Consider the following 19,932-nt stretch of genomic DNA (forward strand, 5'->3'; position numbering starts at 1 on the left):
GCCCGCCGCGGGCGTCACCCGGGTCCGGGGCGCGGGGGGTTTTGGGGGCGGCGCGCTCGGCGTTGGACTGCTGGGGCCCCACTACCACGCGCCCCGGCGCCGCGGGGTCCGCGCGCCCCGGCGCGCGGAACGGGGTGAGCAGCGTTGCGGTGCGGTCGATCTCGTGTGTGGTGGCGTTCCACTCGGTGAGGATGCGGGTCCGCTCGGCAGGCTCGAGCACGTCCACGGTGTCCAGCGGCGTGTGCGGCGCGGCCGCGATGGCGGTGAGCAGTCGTTCCAGCCGGCCCGCGATCGCCACCGCTGTCTCGGTGTCGAACACGTCGTGGGCGTAGGTGAGGACGCCCGTGACACCCGCGGCGGCACCGTCGGCGTATTCGTCGCTGACGATCAGGTGCAGGTCGAACTGGGACAGCTCGTTGTCGGTGTCCAGGCCGGACACGGTGATCCCGGGCAGCGCCAGTTCGGCACGCTCGAAGTTCTGGAAGGAGAACCCGACCTGGAACAGCGGGTGCCGGGCGGTGGAGCGGGCCGGGTCGAGCACCTCCACGAGCCGCTCGAACGGCACGTCGGCATTGGCGTAGACCGCGAGGTCGGTGGCGCGCTGACGGGCCAGCAACTGCGCGAACGTCTCCCCCGCGACCAGCCGGGTACGGAACACCAGCGTGTTGACGAACATGCCGATCAGGTCTTCCAGCGCCGCCTCACCGCGCCCGGCGACCGGGGTGCCGACGGTGATGTCGGCGCTGCCCGAGAGCCGTCCGAGCAGTGCCGCGAACGCGGTGTGCACGACCATGAACAGCGTGGCGCCGGACTCCCTTGCCAGCTCGCTCAGCCGGGCATGGATGGCGGCATCGAGGGTGACCGGCACCGTGCCACCCGCGAGGGTGCGCACGGCCGGGCGCGGCCGGTCCAGCGGCAGGGCGAGCTCGTCCGGAAGGTCGGCGAGTTCGCTACGCCAGAAGTCGAGCTGGCGGGCTGCCACCGAGATGGGGTCGGCTTCGTCGCCGAGCACGGCCCGCTGCCACAGCGCGTAGTCGGCGTACTGCACCGGCAGCGGCGTCCACTGCGGCGCTGTGCCGTCGCGGCGAGCCAGGTAGGCGGTCATCAAGTCGCGAACCAGCGGCGGCACGGACGAACCGTCGGCGCTGATGTGGTGCACGACCATGGCCAGGACGGCCTCGTCGTCGGCGATCCGGTAGAGCACGACCCGCCACGGCACCCCGGCGGTGACGTCGAACGTGGTGGCGGCCAACGCGGTCACGGCCTCCACGACCTGCTCGGCCGCGGTCTCACGAACCTGAAGGGCGACACCGGCTTCGGCAGCGGACAGGATCTGCTGCACCGGGCCGTCGGCCGTCTCCGGGTAATACGTCCGCAGCACTTCGTGACGCTCGACGAGATCGCCGACAGCCGCGGCAAGGGCATCGATATCGAGCGCACCACTCAGCCGCACCGCGATCGGCACGTTGTATCCGGCCGAGTCGGGATCGAACCGGTTGAGGAACCACATCCGCTGCTGCGCGGGCGAGAGCGGGACGGCCGCGGGCCGCTCCCCCGCGACCAGCGCCAGCCGGGCGACGCCCTCGGCACTGTCGAGCGCGGCAGCCAGCGCAGCCACCACGGGCGCCTCGAAGATCCGCGCCACCGGCACCTGCCGATCCAGCACGGCGCCGAGCCGGGCGGCAACGCGGGTCGCGATGAGCGAGTTTCCGCCGAGATCGAAGAAGTCATCGTCCGCGCCGACAAGCTCGAGTCCGAGCACCTCGGCGACCACACCGGCCACCAGCTGCTCCGACGGAGTTGCCGGAGCACGGAATTCGCGAACAGCCAGCTCAGGAGCAGGCAGCGCGCGCCGATCGAGCTTGCCGGAGGCGTTCACCGGCAGCGCATCGAGGACCACGAAGGCACTCGGCACCATGTACGCCGGAAGTGCCTGCTGCAGCGCGACTTTCACCGCAGCGAGGTCGATCACGCGACCGGCTGTGCCGTCTGCGCTCGCGGGGACGAGGTAGGCGGTGAGGTAGTCGCCGGTGCCGTCGTCGCGGACGGTGACGACGGCTCGATCGATGGTGTCGAGGCCGGCGAGGACCGCTTCGATCTCCCCGAGTTCGATGCGCAGGCCTCGCAGTTTCACCTGGAAGTCGGTGCGGCCCAAGTATTCCAGTTCGCCGGTGCGGGTGCGCACGACGAGGTCGCCGGTGCGGTACATGCGGGTGCCGGGTGTGCCGTACGGGTTGGCGACGAAGCGGTCCGCGGACAGGTCGGGGCGGGCCAGGTAGCCGCGGGCCAGCTGGACACCGGCGAGGTAGAGCTCGCCGGGTGTGCCGATCGGCACGGGCCGCAGGCGGGCGTCGAGTACGTGCAGCGCGGTGTTGGCGACCGGCGCGCCGATCGGCACGGTGACGGTGTCGGCATCGGTGACCTCGTGGAAGGTGACGTCGACCGCGGCCTCGGTCGGTCCGTACAGGTTGTGTACGGCTACCCCGGGCACCAGCGCGCGCAACCGTTGCGCGTCGGCGGCGGGCAGCGCCTCACCGGAGGCGAACACCTGCCGCAGCGACACGCAGCCGGCGGCACGGGGTTCGGCGAGGAACGCGGCCAGCATCGACGGCACGAAGTGCGCGACACCGACGCCGGTGCGGGTGATCACCTCGGCCAGATAGGCGGGGTCGCGGTGCCCGTCGGGACGGGCGATCACCAGGGTGGCGCCGATCTGCAAGGGCCAGAACAGCTCCCACACCGACACGTCGAAGGTGATGGGCGTCTTCTGCAGCACCGTGTCGGCGGCGTCGAGCCGGTACGCGTCCTGCATCCAGACCAGACGATTGATGATCGCGGTGTGGCTGACCGCGACGCCCTTCGGCTTGCCCGTCGAGCCCGAGGTGAACAGGACGTAGGCCAGGTCGGCGGCACGCAGCGGCCGGATCCGGTCGGCGTCGGTGACCGGATCGGCGGCGAACTCGGAGAGGTCGCGATCGGCGGGATCGACAGTGCGGGTATCGATGGCCGGGAAATCGTCCGCGGCCAGCACGCACACCGGCTCGGCGGTCGCGAGGACGTCGGCGATCCGGTCGGCCGGATGGTCGGGGTCCAGCGGCAGATAGGCCGCACCCGCGGCCTGCACCGCATAGATGGCGACCAGCAGGTCGATGCCGCGGGGCAGTCCGACACCGACGATGGCACCGGGGCCGACCCCTTCGGCGATCAGCATCCGCGCCAGCCGGGCGACCCGAACAGCGAACTCGCCGTAGGTGATCCGCTCATCCTCGAACTCGAGAGCGACGGTGTCCGGCGTCCGGCGGGCCTGCGCGGCGAACATCGAGACGAGCGTCGCATCGGTGTCCAGCGGCGCCGCGGTGTTGTTCCACACCGCCAGCTGGGCGGTCTCGGCGGCATCGAGCAGATCGATCTCGCCGACGGGCGTGGTGTCGTCGGCGACGACCGCCGCGAGGATTCGCACGAAGCGCTCGCCGAACGAGGTGACCGTATCGGCATCGAACAGATCGGTGGCGTAACGCAGCCAGCCACGCAGACCGGGTTCGCCTGCCGCGCCGGTGATCTCGTTGATCGCCAGCGACAGATCGAACTGGGTCGTCGCCGCGGGCAGGGCGAACTCGCCGATCCGCAGACCGGGCAGCTCGATGCTGGTGTCGTCGCGGTGCTCGAACGCCAGCATCACCTGCACGATCGGCGAATACGCGGTCGAACGCACCGGATTCAGTTCGTCGACCAGCCGCTCGAACGGCAGATCGGCATGCGCGAAGGCCCGCAGATCGGCGGCCCGCACCTGCGCGAGCAGATCGGCGAACCCGACCCCACCGTCGACCGTGGTCCGCAGCACCAGCGTGTTGACGAACATGCCGACGAGATCGTCCAGCGCGGCATCGGCCCGACCGGCGACCGGCGTACCCACCACGATGTCGGCACCCGCCCCCTGCCGCGCCAGCAGCACCGCGAACGCCGCGTGCACCACCATGAACGTCGACACACCGTGGCGACGCGCCAGCTCCTCGATCCCGGCCACCACACCGGCAGGCACATCGAACCCGACGGACCCGCCCACACCCGTACGCACAGCAGGCCGCGGCCGATCAGTAGCCAGCTCCAGAGCCGGTGCGAGACCAGCCAATTCGTCCCGCCAATGCGCCAGCTGCCGCGCCAGCCGCGACGACGGATCCCCGGCATCACCGAGCACCGCATGCTGCCACAGCGTGAAGTCGGGATACTGCACCGGCAACGGCTCCCACACCGGCGCACTGCCCGCACTCCGAGCGGCATACGCGGTGATGAGATCCCGGGCCAACGGCGTCGTCGACACACCATCGGCGGCGATGTGATGCACCGCGAGCACCAGCACATGCTCGACGTCCCGCACCGCCTCGCCGGACGCCAACCCGTCGCCGCGCACGTCACGCATCGCAACGCTTCCGGCCACCGCACCATCAGCATCCGCACCGTTGTGCACCATGCCGCCAGGCACTACACCCACTCCGCCGTCAGCCGCCGGACCGCTGCGCAGGGAACCATCGGCCGCAACACCGCCCCGCACCACACCGTCAGCCACCACATCGTCGCGAATGACACCGCTGGGCACAGCACCGCTGCTCAGTCCGGCCACGACACGATCGGCCACTGCGCGATCCGGCACGACACCATCGGCCACCACATCGGCGGGCACGACGTCCTCGGCCACCGCAACGTTGCGAACGGCGCCGTTGGGCACGGCGCTATGGCGCGGGGCGCCTTCTGCTACAGCACCATCGAGGGCAACACCGTTCCGCACGGCAGCGGCGTGGCCGCCGGTCGGCTGTCCATCAGTGTTCGTTCGCCGGAGTAGCGCGGCGCGCACTGGTGGCTGGGTCGTCAGGTCATAACCTGCCCCGACGATCTCGCGGACCGCGTCGGCCAGGTCTGCCTCGGCGACTTCGCGGACAACGGCGACCGGCAGTACCTGTTCGACCGGGAGGACGACCTGGGTCGGTCCCTCGGCGTCTTCCGGGAAGACCGTGCGCAGCGACTCATGCCGCTCGAGCACATCGCCCAGCGCAGCCCACAGCGCGTCGGTGTCCAGCTCGCCGGACAGGCGCAGGGCGATCGGCAGGGTGTAGACGGCCGAGTCGGGGTCGATGCGGTTCAGCAACCACAGGCGGGTCTGGGCCAGCGACAACGGAATACGGTCCGGGCGCGGGTCGGCGACGGTCAGTGGCGGCAGGTGTTCGGTGCGGGTGGCGGCGCGTTCGGCGAGGCCGGCGACGGTCGGGGCGTCGAAGACGTCGCGCACGTCGAGCGCGCTGCCCAGTGCCGCGTTGGCGCGGGCGACGAGCCGCATGGCGAGCAGGGAGTTGCCGCCGACGGCGAAAAAGTCGTCGTCGGCGCCGACCCGAGCCAGTCCGAGCAGCTCGCTCACCACGGCGGCGAGCGCGGTCTGCGCGCCCTGGCGCGGCGCCACGTAGGCGGTGGTGACGGACAGGTCGGCCGCCGGTAGCGCCGAGCGGTCCAGCTTGCCCGCGGAGTTGAGCGGGACGGTGTCGAGCACCACCAGGTGGGCGGGCACCATGTACGCGGGCACCCGGCCCGCGACGTGCGCGCGCACCACGGCGGCATCGACGTCACCGGCGACGTAGGCGACCAGGCACTGGCGGCCTGCGTCGTCGGTCGCGGGTACCACGGTCGCGTGGGTGACGCCGGGCGCGTCGCCGAGGGCGGCCTCGATCTCACCCAGCTCGATCCGCAGACCACGGATCTTGACCTGGAAGTCGTTGCGGCCCAGGTACACCAGCGCGCCGGAGCGGTCGCGACGCACCAGGTCGCCGGTGCGGTACATGCGCGCACCGACCGCGGCCCCCGCAGCGGAGCGTGCGCCCGTCGCACCATCGATTTCCGCCGCGAACGGGTCGGCGGCGGTGCGTGCGCCCGTCGCACCATCGATCTCCGTCGCGACCGGGTCGGGGCGTCCGCCCGTCGCACCATCGATCTCCGCCGCGAACGGGTCGGCGGCAGGGAATCCGTCGAATTCAGCGGCGAACGGATCGGCGACGAAGCGGTCGGCGGTCAGGTCCGGCCTGCCGAGGTAACCGCGGGCGAGCTGGTCGCCCGCCAGATACAGTTCACCCGCGACCCCGGTGGGTACCGGGTGCAGCCGTTCGTCGAGGACGTAGGCGCGCACGTTCCAGGTCGGCCTGCCGATCGGCAGCTCGGTCTGCTCGACCGGCGCGGTGATGTGCTGGAAGGTACTGGTGATCGTCACCTCGGTCGGCCCGTAGGTGTTGTGCAGTTCGGCGGGGACGGTGTCGAGCACGGTCGCCGCCAGCGCGGCGGGCAGTTCCTCACCGCCCAGGTGCAGCATCCGCAGCCCGCGCAGGTCGTCGGCGAGCCCTTCGGCGAGCATGGCGGCCAGCACCGACGGCACGAATTCGGCGACGGTGACGCGCTGTTCGCGCACCACGCGCGCCTGGTAGGCCAGGTCGAGGTGGCCGCCGGGCCGCAGCAGGACCAGGGTGGCGCCGAGCAGCGCCGGGCACAGCAGCTCCCACAGCGAGACGTCGAAGGTCAGCGGCGCGCGCTGCAGCAGCCGGTCTTCCGAGGTCAGGTCGTATTCGCCACGCAGCCAGCACAGTTCGTTGACCACGGCCCGGTGCGAGACCAGCACACCCTTGGGCAGACCGGTCGAGCCGGAGGTGAACAGCACATAGGCCGGGTGGGCAGGGTGCAGCGGTGCGAGGCGTTCGGCGTCGGTGACCGGGCCGCTCGCGACGGGCGGCTGAGCCGGGTCCTCGAGCTGCGCGACGGTCAGCACCGGGAAACCGGACCGTGAGGCGGCCGCGAAATGCACTGAAGCCGTGGCGGATCGGATGCTGCGGTCCACATGGTCGAGATCACCTGCCGACGCGGCGACCACCAGTCGCGGCGCCGCGGTCTCGAGCACATGCCCGATGCGGTCGGCGGGCTGGGCCGGGTCGATCGGCACGTACACGCCACCGGCGGCGAGCACACCGTGCAACACGACCAGCAGCTCGATGCCACGCGGCACGGCGACGGCCACCGGGGTCTCCGGGCCGACGCCGCAGTCGATCAGCCTGCGCGCGAAGCGATTCGCGCGGGCGGCGAGGGCGCCATAGGTGATCTCGTCACCTTCGAAGACCGCGGCGACGGCGTGTGGATCACGGGTGGCCGCCGCGTCGAGCAGGTGCGCGGCCAGCGGGGCGCGGATGCCGAGTTCGGCGAGGGCCGCGCCGAGCGGTTCGATGTCACCGTGCGGGCCTGCCAGCAGCACCGCGCGCGCGTTGTCGTCGAGCAGGGGGAGGTCACCGACGGCGGTGCCGGGGGCGGTGACCGCGGCGCGCAACACCCGCTCGAGCATCCCGAACAGGGTCGCGATGGTGTCCGCGTCGAAAAGGTCGGTGGCGTAGCGCAGTTCGAGGTCGAGACCGTCTGCGGTGCCGTCGGCGGCGTAGTGGTCGACGAAGGTGAAGTCCAGATCCACCTCGATCGGCGCGTCCGGCAGAGTCAGCCCCGACAGGGTGAAGCCGGGCAGTTCGAACGCGGTGGTGCGCTGGTTCTGCAGGGCCAGGGACACCTGGTACAGCGGCGAATAGCCTTGTGAGCGCGCCGGGTTGAGCGCGTCGACGAGGCTTTCGAACGGCACGTCGGCATGGTCGAAGGCATCGAGGTCACCCGCGCGGATCTCGTCGAGCAACTCGCTGAACCGTGCGTCCGACGGCACGTTCGCACGCAACACCAGGGTGTTGACGAACATGCCGACGATGTCATCGAGTTCACGGTGCCCGCGACCCGCGACCGGCGTGCCGACAATGATGTCGGTGCCCGCGGACAACCGCGCCAGCAGCACCGCGAGACCGGCGTGCAACACCATGAACGGCGTGGCGCGCTGCGCCCGAGCCAGCTCCTCGATCCGCCGGTGCAGGTCGGCGTCGAGGGTCGCGGCGAAGGTGGCGCCCCGGTTCGAGGCGACCAGCGGCCTGCGGCGGTCGGCGGGCAGCGTGAGGACGTCGGGGAGACCGGCGAGTCGGTCCGTCCAGTAGGAGAGCTGGTGTGCCAGCGGCGCGTCGGGATCGTCGGCACTGCCGAGCCCCTCGGTCTGCCACAGCGCGTAGTCGGCGTAGTGCACGGCCAGGGCAGGCAGCTGCGGCTCGGTGCCCGCCGCGCGGGCGGCATAGGCGGCGACGAGGTCGCGAGTCAGCGGGCCCATCGACCAGCCGTCGGCGGCGATGTGGTGCACGACCAGCACCAGCACGTGCTCGGTCGGCGCGACCCGCAGCAGTGCGGCGCGCACCGGCACCTCGGTCGTGATGTCGAAGCCGCCGTCGAGGACCGCGACCACCGCGGCGGGGACCTCGTCGGGAGCTGTGTCGGTGACGGTGAGGTCGGGCACGAACGGTGCGCCGACGAGTTGCGTTGCCTGCCCGTCGAATTCGGGATAGGTGGTGCGCAGCGTCTCGTGCCGGGCGATCAAGTCCCCCAGCGCACCACGCAGCGCGGCGGTGTCGAGCTCGCCACTGAGCCGGATCGCGACCGGGATGTGATAGGCGGCCGACTCCGGATCGAACCGGTGCAGGAACCACATCCGCTGCTGCGCGGGCGACAACGGAATCCGCTGCGGCCGTTGCCCCGCCACCGGCCCCCGCCTGCTGCCGGTGCCACGCAGCGCGTCCAACCGCACCGCGAGCCCCTCGACGGTGCTCGCCTCGAACAGTTCCCGCACCGGCACCCGCGCATCCAGCGCCGCCCCGAGCCGCGCGGCCACCTGGGTAGCGAGCAGCGAGTTGCCGCCGAGGGCGAAGAAGTCGTCGTCGGCACCGGCCCGATCGAGCCCGAGCACTCCGGCGAAGGTCGCGGCGACGATCCGCTCGGTGGCGGTGACCGGTTCGCGGTAGACCCGCTCCGGCAGTTCCGGCGCGGGCAATGCCCGGCGATCGAGCTTGCCGGAACTGTTGGTCGGCAGCGCGTCGAGGAAGACATAGGCCCCGGGCACCATGTACGACGGCAGCACCGCCGCGACCGCGGCATCGAGGGCGGCGGGCGACAGCATTGCCTGCACAACACGTGCGGCCGCCTCGGGCACGCCGGCAGGACCGTCGGCGAGAGCAGTTGAACCGGTGGCCGCTCTTCCACCCGGAGCAGCCAGACCGGCGGGATCATCGTCGGTGACACCGCCGGTGCCAGTGCCGGTGGAGGCAGTAGTGCCGCCGGAGGCAGCGGCGGGGACGACGTAGGCGACCAGTTGGTCCGGGCGGTCGTCGTCGGAGCGGACGAGGACCGCGACGCGGTCGACGCCGGGGACGGAAGCGAGAGCTGCCTCGATCTCGGCGGGCTCGATCCGGAGGCCGCGCAGCTTCACCTGGAAGTCGGTGCGGCCCACGTAGTGCAGGACGGCACCGTCGGGGCCCGTACGCCAGGCGACGAGGTCGCCGGTGCGGTAGAGGCGCTCGCCGGTGCCGAACGGGTCGGCGACGAAGCGTTCGGCGGTGAGGTCGGCGCGGCTGTAGTAGCCGTCGGCCAGCTGGGTGCCCGCGACATAGAGCTCGCCGGGGACGTCGGCGGGGACGGGGCGCAGGCGCGAATCCAGCACGTACACCCGGGTATTGGCGACGGGCGTGCCGATCGGTGCGGCGGCTGTCTGCTCGGCGCCGACCTCGTGGGTGGTGACCTGGATGGCGGTTTCGGTGGGGCCGTACAGGTTCACCACCCTCGCACCGGTGGCCGTGCGCACCCGTTGCGCCAGCTCGGTGGTCAGTGCTTCACCGCCGGCGAAGACCAGTCGCAGAGAATCCGCCTGCACCGGTTCGGCCACCACGGCGGCCAGCACCGACGGCACGTACTGGACGACGCTCACCGCGTGCCGCGCCGTGGCGGCGGCGAGGTAGGCCGGTTCGCGGTGGCCATCGGCGGTGGCGAGGACGAGTCGCGCACCGGTCTGCAACGGCCACAACAGTTCCCACACCGACGCGTCGAAGGTGAACGGGGTCTTCTGAAGGACGACATCGTCGCCGGTCAGCGCGTATTCGCTGTGCAGCCACAGCAGCTGGTTCACCGCGGCGCGATGCGGCACCGCCACACCCTTGGGCCTGCCGGTCGAGCCGGAGGTGAACAGCACATAGGCGAGGTGATCCGGACGCAGTGGGGCGAGCCGCTCGTCGTCGCTGATCGGCTGATCCGGCAGCTCGGACAGGTCGAGCGCATCGATCTCGACGGCCGACTCCCCCACGGCCACACCATGACCGGTGGCAACCAGCACGCACACCGGTGCCGTCTGTGCCAGCACGTACGCGGTCCGGTCGGCCGGATGATCCGGATCGACCGGCACATACGCGGCACCGGCCGCGAGCACGGCATGCACCGCGACCAGCTGGTCGACACCCCGCCGCATGGCAACTGCCACCACTGATCCCGGTCCGGCGCCGAGACCGATGAGGTGCCGCGCCAGCCTGGCGACACGACTCCCGAACTCCGCATACGTCAGCGACGCGACATCGTGACTCGCGGACACGAATCCGCGTCCGTCCGGCCGCCGCTCACCCGCGACATGCCGGTCTCCCGAGACCAGATCCTCCGCCGGGTCGACGTCGACAACCACCGCGATGGCATCCGGAGTCTCGGCGACCTGGTCGGTGAACAGGGACGCGAGGGTGGCCGCGGAGTCGAGGGCCAGGTCCGTGGCGTTCCGGGTGGTCAGGATCTCGGTGGATTCGGCCGGGTCGAGCAGGTCGATGTCGCCGACCGGGCGCGCCGGGTCGGCGAGGACGCCGTCGAGCAGGCGGTGCAGGCGAGTGGCGAAACCGGCGACGGTGGTGGCGTCGAACAGATCGGTGGCGTAGAGGAACGCGCCGGTCAGGCCCGCGGGAGCACCGTTGTCGTCGCGGTGCTCGGTGAGGGTGAGTTCGAGGTCGAACTTGGCCACGCCGGTGGGCAGGTCGAATCCGGCGACCGCGAGACCGGGCAGGGCGAGGGTGCGCGGGGTGTCCTCGTTGAGCGACAGCATCACCTGGAACAGCGGATTGCGGGCGGTGGAGCGGACCGGGTCCAGCACCTCGACGAGCCGCTCGAACGGCACGTCGGCATGGCCGAACGCGGCGAGATCGGTCTCACGCACCCGGGCCAGCAGCTCGGTGAATGTGTCGGCGGGCGCCACCTCGGTGCGCAGCACGAGGGTATTGACGAACATGCCGACCAGATCGTCGAGCGCGCGGTCACCACGCCCCGACACCGGCGTGCCGATCGCGATATCGGTGGTCGCCGACAGTCGCGCCAGCAGCACGGCGAACACGGCATGCGCCGCCATGAACACCGTGACACCCTGCGCGCGAGCGAATTCCGCCAGCGCACTGTGGGTTTCGGCATCGATGTCGATCGCGTGCAGCGCACCACGCCGCGAAGCGACCGCGGGTCTGGTCCGATCCGTCGGCAATTCCAGCTGCTCCGGCGCACCGGCCAGCGCATCCGCCCAGAACGACAGTTGCTTCGCCGCCACGGATTCCGGATCAGCGGCATCACCGAGCACCGTGTGCTGCCACACCGCGTAGTCGGCATACTGCACACTCATCGGCGCCCACTGCGGCGCCTCCCCCGTTGCCCGCGCACCGTAGGCGGTGAGCACGTCCCGGATGAGCGGGCCGAACGAGAACCCGTCAGCGGCAATGTGATGCAACACGATCACGAGCACATACTCGGGCTCGAAACCGGCGGGGGTAGCCGAGGTCGGCGCAGACGAATGCTTCTCCGCCGCATCGGTGACTCGGAGCAGCCTCGCCCGGATCGGGGCGTCGAGGGTGAGATCGAAGCCGGTGGCGGCGAAGGTGCGGACCGCGTCCGGCAGTGCCTCCGCGGTGACGATCTGCGGGAGGACCTCGGGGACGAGTCCGACGGCGGGCAGGATCTCCGCGATCGCGTGACCGTCGCGCTCCGGGTAGCGGGTGCGCAGGACTTCGTGCCGGTCCAGCACGTCGACGAGGGCGGCCTGCAGGGCGGCGACGTCGAGGGCGCCGGTGAGGCGCACGGCCATCGGGATGTTGTCGGTGGCCGAACCCGGGTCGAAGCGGTTGAGGAACCACATGCGCTGCTGGGCAGGCGAGAGTGCCAGCGGGTCGGGGCGAGTGCCCGCGACGAGGGCGGGTCCGGAGCCGGTGCCGCGCAGTCGGTCCGCGGCCGCGGCGAGGGTCAGGACGGTGGTGGTGTCGAAGAGCTGGCGGACCGGGATGCGGGTGTCGAGGTCGGTGCCGAGGCGGGCCATCAGGCGGGTCGCCAGCAGCGAGGTGCCGCCCAGGTCGAAGAAGTCGTCGTCGCGGCCGACCCGGTCCAGGCCGAGGACCTCGGCGAAAGCGGCGGCCACGGCCTGCTCGGTCGCTGTCTCCGGTGCGCGGTAGGCGGCGGCTTCGAAAACCGGGGCGGGCAGCGCGGCGCGGTCGAGCTTGCCGACAGGGGTCAACGGGACGGCGTCGAGGGCGACGATCGCGGCGGGCACCATGTGGGCGGGCAGGTGGGCTGCGGTGTGCGCGACGAGTGTCGCGGCGTCGATGGTCGCGCCGTCGACCGGTACCACGTACGACACCAGCACGGTCGCGCCCGCGTCGGTGCGGTGGCCGATGGTCGCGGCGAAGTCCACCGCGGCGTGCCGGGCGAGGACGGCGTCGATCTCGCCGAGCTCGATCCGGAAGCCACGCACCTTCACCTGGAAGTCGTTGCGGCCCAAATATTCCAGATCCCAGAAGTCCGCGGACCGCACCCAGCGCACGGTGTCGCCGGTGCGGTACATCCGCTCCCCCGGCGCACCGTAGGGGTTGGTGACGAACCGGCCCGCGGTCAGGACGGGCCTGCGGTGGTAGCCGCGCGCCAGCTGCGGACCGGCGATGTACAGCTCACCGACCACACCCGCCGGGACGGGACGCAGCCGCTCGTCGAGCACCAGTTCCGTGGTGCCTTCCACCGGGGCACCCAGCGTGATCGGCGTCGTCGCGGTGAGGGGTTCGCTGATATTGGTGACGATGGTCGTCTCGGTCGGGCCGTAACCGTTGCGGAAGACGAGCCCCGGAATCGCGGCGGTCCACCGCGCCACCAGCTCCGCCGGGCACGCCTCACCACCGACGACCACCACGCGCAGGTCGTCGAGGCCCTCCGGGTGCACCGTGGCCAGCGCCGACGGGGTGATGATCACATGGGTCACCCGCTCGGCCCGCAGCAGCTCACCCAGCTCCGCCCCACCGAACACACCGGCCGGTGCGACGACCATGGTCGCGCCCTCGGTCACGGTCAGCAGCAGCTCGGCCACCGAAATATCGAACGACGGCGACGCGACATGCAGCACCCGCGCATCCGCCGACGCCAGGTACCGCCCCGCCTGCACCGGCAGATACGCGGCAACCGCGCCATGCGGAATCACCACGCCCTTGGGCAGACCGGTGGTGCCGGAGGTGTAGATGACATAGGCGGGATCCAGCGGATCCACAGCACGGCGACCCGCTCCCAGAAGCCCCTCTTCCGCGGCCATATCGGCCTGGGAGTCTCCACCGACGAGCGCCACCGCGTTGCCCGCGACCGATTCGCCCACGCCGGTGCCCGACGCCGCATCGCCTGCGAAAAGTCGCTCCCCGGCGTCGACAGACATCTCGTTGTCGAGCGCGGCGAATTCCGAAACAGGAGTTCCCGGAACGCGATCCACCAGGCCGACACTGGCCGCGGCGGGGTCGAGCGCGAGCCAGTCCACCGTGGCAGGCAGGTCGGCCCGCACGGCATCGACCGTGATACCCACCGCCGCACCGGAGTCCGACAGCATGTGTGTGATGCGATCGGCCGGATAGTTCGGGTCGACGGGGAGGAAACCGGCGCCGGACCTGATGACGCCCCAGACGGCGATCACGGAATCGGCGGAGCGCGGAATGCTCACGGCGACAAGGTCACCCGCACCGATGCCGAGGTCGGCCAGGTGTGCGGCGAGGCGGGTGGACGCGGCGTCGAGGTCACCGTAGGTGAGGGTGCGCGCGCCGTCGCGGATCGCGATCGCGGCGGAGTCGGCCGCCGCACGGGTCAGCACCTGAGGCAGCAGCGGGGACGGAATGGACGGGCCACCACTGCGGCTGGTCAGCTCGGCGAGTTCGGCGTCGATCAGCAGCGGCAGATCCGCGACGGCGGTGTGCGGTGCGGCGACGACCGCGGCGAGCAAACCGGTGAATCGGCGCACCATGTGCGCGACCGTGGTCTCGTCGAACAGATCTGTGGCGTAGGAGAATTCGCCGGACAGACCGGTGGTGCCGGACTCGCGCAGCGTCACCGAGAGATCGAACTTCTCGATGTCGTAGGGCAGCTCGACGGCGGCGGCGCGCAGGCCGGGCAGCTCGAACGTGGTCGGCGGCAGGTTCAGCAGCGAGAGCGCCACCTGGAACAAGGGGTGCCGACCGGCCGAGCGCGGCGGTGCGAGCACCTCGACCAGACGCTCGAAGGGCAGGGTGGTGTGATCGAAGGCCGCCAGGTCGTCGGCGCGGACCCGGCCGAGCAGGTCGGCGAAGGACTCCCCGCCGCGCACCTCGGTACGCAGGACCGCGGTGTTGACGAACATGCCGATGACATCGTCGAGCTCGGCGGCGCCGCGCCCGGCGACCGGGCTGCCGATCGCCACGTCGGCATTGCCGGACAGGCGCGCGACGAGCACCGACAGCGCGGCATGCAGCACCATGAACAGGGTCGCACCGCGTTCGGCCGCGACAGCATTCAGCCCGGACACCAGGTCGGCGTCCAAGGCGAACTCGACCCGGCGTCCCCGCATCGAGGCGACAGCGGGACGGGGCCGATCGGTCGGCAGGCTCGACTCGTCCGGCAGCCCGGCCAGCGCTCCCCGCCAGAACGCGATCTCGCGCCCGGCCCGGGAATCGGGATCGTCCTCCGCGCCGAGCACGGCCCGCTGCCACAGCGTGTAGTCGGCGTACTGCACCGGCAGCGGCGCCCACTCGGGCGCGTTCCCCTCGGTGCGCGCGTAGTAGGCGGCCATGGTGTCGCGCACCAGCGGACCGGCGGACCAGCCGTCCGAAGCGATGTGGTGCACCACCAGCACCAGGACGTGGTCACCGTCGACCTCGTACAACCGCGCCCGCAGCGGCGGGGCGGCGGTCACGTCGAAGCCGGACAGGATCACACCGGCCAGAACATCCGGAAGTTCGTGAGCCCCAACGCTGACAGGGACAAGCACCCCCGCAAGCGCGGACATCCCGATGGGCAGCGCGCCGCCGACTTCCTCCTCCACTCGCGAGTCGGCTGCGTCCAGCGCGACACCGCCAGCAGCGAGGACGCCCGAATTCGACTCGGCGGCGAGCGATTCGAAAGCCCGCGCGGGCGCCAGCACATACTGCGTGCCGACCCCGTCGACCTCCGGGTACACCGTGCGCAGCACCTCGTGGCGGGCGATCAGATCGCCGACCGCGGCGCGCAGAGCCTCGAGATCGAGCGCGCCGGACAACCGGACCGCGATCGGGATGTTGTAGGCCCCGGTCTCCGGATCGAACCGGTTCAGGAACCACATCCGCTGCTGCGCGGGCGAGAGCGGCAGCACAGCGGGCCGCGGACCGGCGACCAGGGCGGGCCGATCGTCGGTGACACCACCTTCGACCAGCTTGGCGAGCACCGCGACAGTCGGACTGTCGAAGAAGTCCCTGACATCTACGCGCACACCGAAATTCGCCTGTAGCCGGGCGATGGCGCGGGTGGCGATGAGCGAATTGCCGCCGAGGCGGAAGAAGTCGTCGTCCAGGCCCACGGTCTCGACGTCGAGCAGTTCACCGAACAGCGCGGCCACGGCACGTTCGGTGGCGGTGCGCGGTTCCCGGAACTCGGCCGCCGCAGCCCGGAAATCGGGTTCCGGCAGGGCTTTCCGATCCAGCTTGCCGCTGGCATTGATCGGCATGGCAGGCAGCTGCACCAGCAGCGAAGGCACCATGTACTCCGGCATCGACGTCTTCGCGTGCGCGGCCAGCTCGGCGGAATCCAGTTCCGCACCGTCGACGCTCACCACGTAGCCGACCAGCGCCTCACCGGCCGCGTGCCGGTGCAGCACCACCGCCGCGTTGCCGACCCGGGGATGGGCGGCCAGCACGGCCTCGATCTCCCCGAGCTCGATCCGCAGACCACGCAGCTTCACCTGGAAGTCGGTGCGCCCCAGGTATTCCAGCTCGTCACCACCGGGCAGCTGCCGCACCAGGTCACCGGTGCGGTACATGCGTTCACCGGGCTCGCCGTACGGGTTGGCGACGAAACGGTCGGCGGTCAGGCCAGGCCGGGCCACATAGCCGCGTGCCAGCTGCACACCCGAGAGATACAGCTCGCCCACCACCCCGGCCGGCACCTGGTCGAGGTTCTCGTCGAGCACCAGCAACCCGGTGTCGTCGGCGGGTCCACCGATCGGCACCGATACCTCGTCGGCGGCGGTCACCTCGTGCGCGGTGACGTCGACCGCCGCCTCGGTGGGTCCGTACAGGTTGTGCAGCTCGGTCGCCGACAGCTTGCGCAGGCGCGCGGCGGTGGCGGCGGGCAGCGCCTCACCGGAGGCGAACACCATCCGCAGCGAGGACAGATCCACCGGTGCGGTGGCCTCGGCCAGCTCACCGACGAACGCGGCCAGCATCGACGGCACGAAGTGGGTGACGCTCACCCGGTGCTCGGCGATCAGCGCGGCCAGGTAGGCGGGATCACCGTGGCGGCCGGGCTCAGCGACCACGAGCCGTGCACCGATCTGCAAGGGCCAGAACAGTTCCCACACCGAGACGTCGAAGGTGTAGGGCGTCTTCTGTAACACCACGTCGGCGTCGGTCATCGCGTAACAACGCTGCCGCCAGTCCAGGTTCGCCACGATCGCACCGTGCGTGACGGCCACACCCTTGGGCCTGCCGGTGGAGCCCGAGGTGAAGATGACATAGGCGGTGTTGCCCGCCTGCGCGCCGCCCACCACTTCGGCAGGCGTCGCGGTCCAGTCGATCTCGTCGGTGCGCAGGACCGGGGCGCCGTTCAGATCCGGCTCGTCGCAGGCGCGGGTGACCACCACGACCGGCCCCGCCACCTCGAGGACGTAACGCAGCCGATCCACCGGGTGATCCGGATCCAGCGGCACATACGCGCCGCCCGCGCGCACGATCGCGTGCACGGCGACGATCAGCTCAACACTGCGCCGCATCGCCAACCCGACCAGCGCTTCGGGGCCGACACCGAGCGCGACCAGACGCCCGGCCAGCACCCGCACCCTGGCGTCGAATTCGGCATAGGTCAGCGACTCGGCGCCGAACTGCACCGCGACATCGTCGGGCGTGCGGGCCAGCTGCTCGGCGAACCGGTCGACGAGGGTCGGCGCCTGACCCGTCGCCGGCAACTCCACGCCCAGCGCCGCCACGGCATCGCGCGCCAGCGAATCCACCAGCACACCGAACGTCCCGTCGGCCGCGTCGACCACAGCGGGGAACAGCTCGGCGAGCACGACCTGCACCAGCGTTTCCGGATCCAGTGCGCCACCGGTCAGCTCGGCCATCAGAGTGAGCTGGGCATCGAGATCGACATAGGACACCGCGGTACCACCGAACTCGACCGCGATCCGTGCCGGCTCCATCGCCGCGACCGTCGCCACCAGCGCTGCCAGCTGTTCTGTTCCCGCGCGCGCCGGAGTGGTGTTGGTCATCTGGACTGCCTTCCATCTACCGACCGCAGGTGACGCCACACGGCCGCGAAACAACTCTGGGGAATTCCCCGGACCCACCGGGGTGACGGGATCGGCGCCGGGCGGCCAACCTCGGGCACCCTGCCCGAAATCCGCCCTCTCACACCGGAATTCAGTGCGATCGGCTATGACACGATCGCCGCGCTCCGGTTCGCCGCCATGCAACCAGCTATGACTCGGTTATCTCCCGACCTCCATCGTCAAACCACACACCTGACACCCGCACCAGCAGACGAGGAGAAGCGTATGCGGTCCGATAATAAACCGGACCAGATTCAGTCAAAATCTCGACGCGGAGACTCGATTTCCCGGCGCTGAGAACGGTCCAGCAATCCGACCGCATACGCCGAGCGGACAGCGGGGCAACACATCGCGCCCGAGGCGACGCGCCAGCTGTCGGCACAGCGTCACACTGTGTCGGGCAACACTATGTGAAACAACGTTGCATCACCGTTGCATCACAGTGATTCACGCCACTTTTCCAGTGGCCGCAGCTGCCCGGACACGACGAAACCCCCCGCCGTGCGACACGGCGAGGGGTTTCGGCAGGTGGTGAAGCTACCGCGCGCTTACTCCGCGGCGGCGGTCTCCTCGGCGGGAGCGGCGGCCTCGGCCGTCTCCTCCTCGACGGGGACCAGCGAGATCTTGCCGCGGTTGTCGATGTCGGCGATCTCCACGCGCAGCTTGTCGCCGACGTTGACCACGTCCTCGACCTTGGCGACGCGCTTGCCGCTGCCCAGCTTGGAGATGTGCACCAGGCCGTCACGGCCCGGCAGCAGCGAGACGAACGCGCCGAAGGCGGTGGTCTTGACGACCGTGCCCAGGAAGCGCTCGCCGACCTTCGGCAGCTGCGGGTTGGCGATCGCGTTGATCGCGTCGATCGCGGCCTGCGCCGACGGGCCGTCGGTCGCACCGACGAACACGGTGCCGTCATCCTCGATGGAGATGTTGGCGCCGGTCTCCTCGGTGATCTGGTTGATCATCTTGCCCTTGGGGCCGATGACCTCACCGATCTTGTCGACCGGGATCTTGATCGCGGTGACGCGCGGGGCGTACGGGCTCATCTCGTCCGGGGTGGCGATGGCCTCGGCCATCACGTCCAGGATGGTGGTGCGGGCGTCGTGCGCCTGGTTCAGCGCGCCGGCCAGCACCTGCGAGGGGATGCCGTCGAGCTTGGTGTCCAGCTGCAGGGCGGTGACGAAGTCACGGGTACCGGCAACCTTGAAGTCCATGTCGCCGAAGGCATCCGCGGCGCCGAGGATGTCGGTCAGCGCGACGTAGCGGACCTCGTCCTCACCCTTGTCGTTGGTGACGGTGTCCGACACCAGGCCCATGGCGATACCGGCGACCGGCGCCTTCAGCGGCACACCGGCGTTGAGCAGCGACAGGGTCGAGGCACAGACCGAGCCCATCGAGGTGGAGCCGTTGGAGCTCAGCGCCTCCGAGACCTGACGGATGGCGTAGGGGAACTCCTCCTGCGAGGGCAGCACCGGCATCAGCGCACGCTCGGCGAGCGCGCCGTGGCCGATCTCGCGGCGCTTCGGCGAACCGACGCGGCCGGTCTCACCGGTGGAGAACGGCGGGAAGTTGTAGTGGTGCATGTAGCGCTTGGTGGTCTCCGGGCCGAGCGAGTCGACCTGCTGGGCCATCTTCACCATGTCCAGGGTGGTGACGCCCATGATCTGGGTCTCGCCACGCTCGAAAATCGCCGAACCGTGGGCGCGCGGGATCACGTCGACCTCGGCGGAGAGCTGACGGATGTCGGCCAGACCGCGGCCGTCGATGCGGAAACCGTCGGTGAGGATGCGCTGACGCACCAGCTTCTTGGTGACCGAGCGGAACGCGGCGCCCAGTTCCTTCTCACGACCGGTGAAGTCGTCACCGAGGCGACCGAGCACCTCGGCCTTGATCTCGTCGATCTTGGTCTCGCGGGCCTGCTTGTCGGCGATCGACAGCGCCTCGTTCAGCTCACGCTTGGCGGTGCCCTCGACGGCCTCGAACACGTCGGCGCCGTACGGCGGGAAGAGCGGGAACTCCTCGGTGGGCTTGGCGGCCAGGGCGGCCAGGTCCGACTGCGCGCGGCACAGGCGGGCGATGAACGGCTTGGCGGCCTCGAGGCCCTCGGCCACGACGGCCTCGGTCGGCGCCGGGGGCCCCGCCGCCCTCAGCGCGGATTGCATTTAGGTGGGGGCGGGGCCGCCCCAAATAAATTGTGAGTGTTTTTAAAAACA

Annotated in this window: 1 protein-coding gene and 1 pseudogene; both read right to left on the reverse strand. The window is 70.8% G+C overall.

The window, feature by feature from the left end; translation table 11 throughout:
- On the reverse strand, positions 1-17,662 hold a 17,662-nt coding region (locus ACFWPJ_RS05765), incomplete at its 3' end, for a non-ribosomal peptide synthase/polyketide synthase (protein ID WP_378847641.1).
- A gap of 608 nt (positions 17,663-18,270) precedes the next feature.
- A pseudogene (locus ACFWPJ_RS05770) lies at positions 18,271-19,863 on the reverse strand (polyribonucleotide nucleotidyltransferase); the annotation flags it as partial.
- Positions 19,864-19,932 lie beyond the last annotated feature (69 nt).

It is taken from the genome of Nocardia sp. NPDC058497 (genome assembly GCF_042720195.1).
Lineage (GTDB): Bacteria > Actinomycetota > Actinomycetes > Mycobacteriales > Mycobacteriaceae > Nocardia.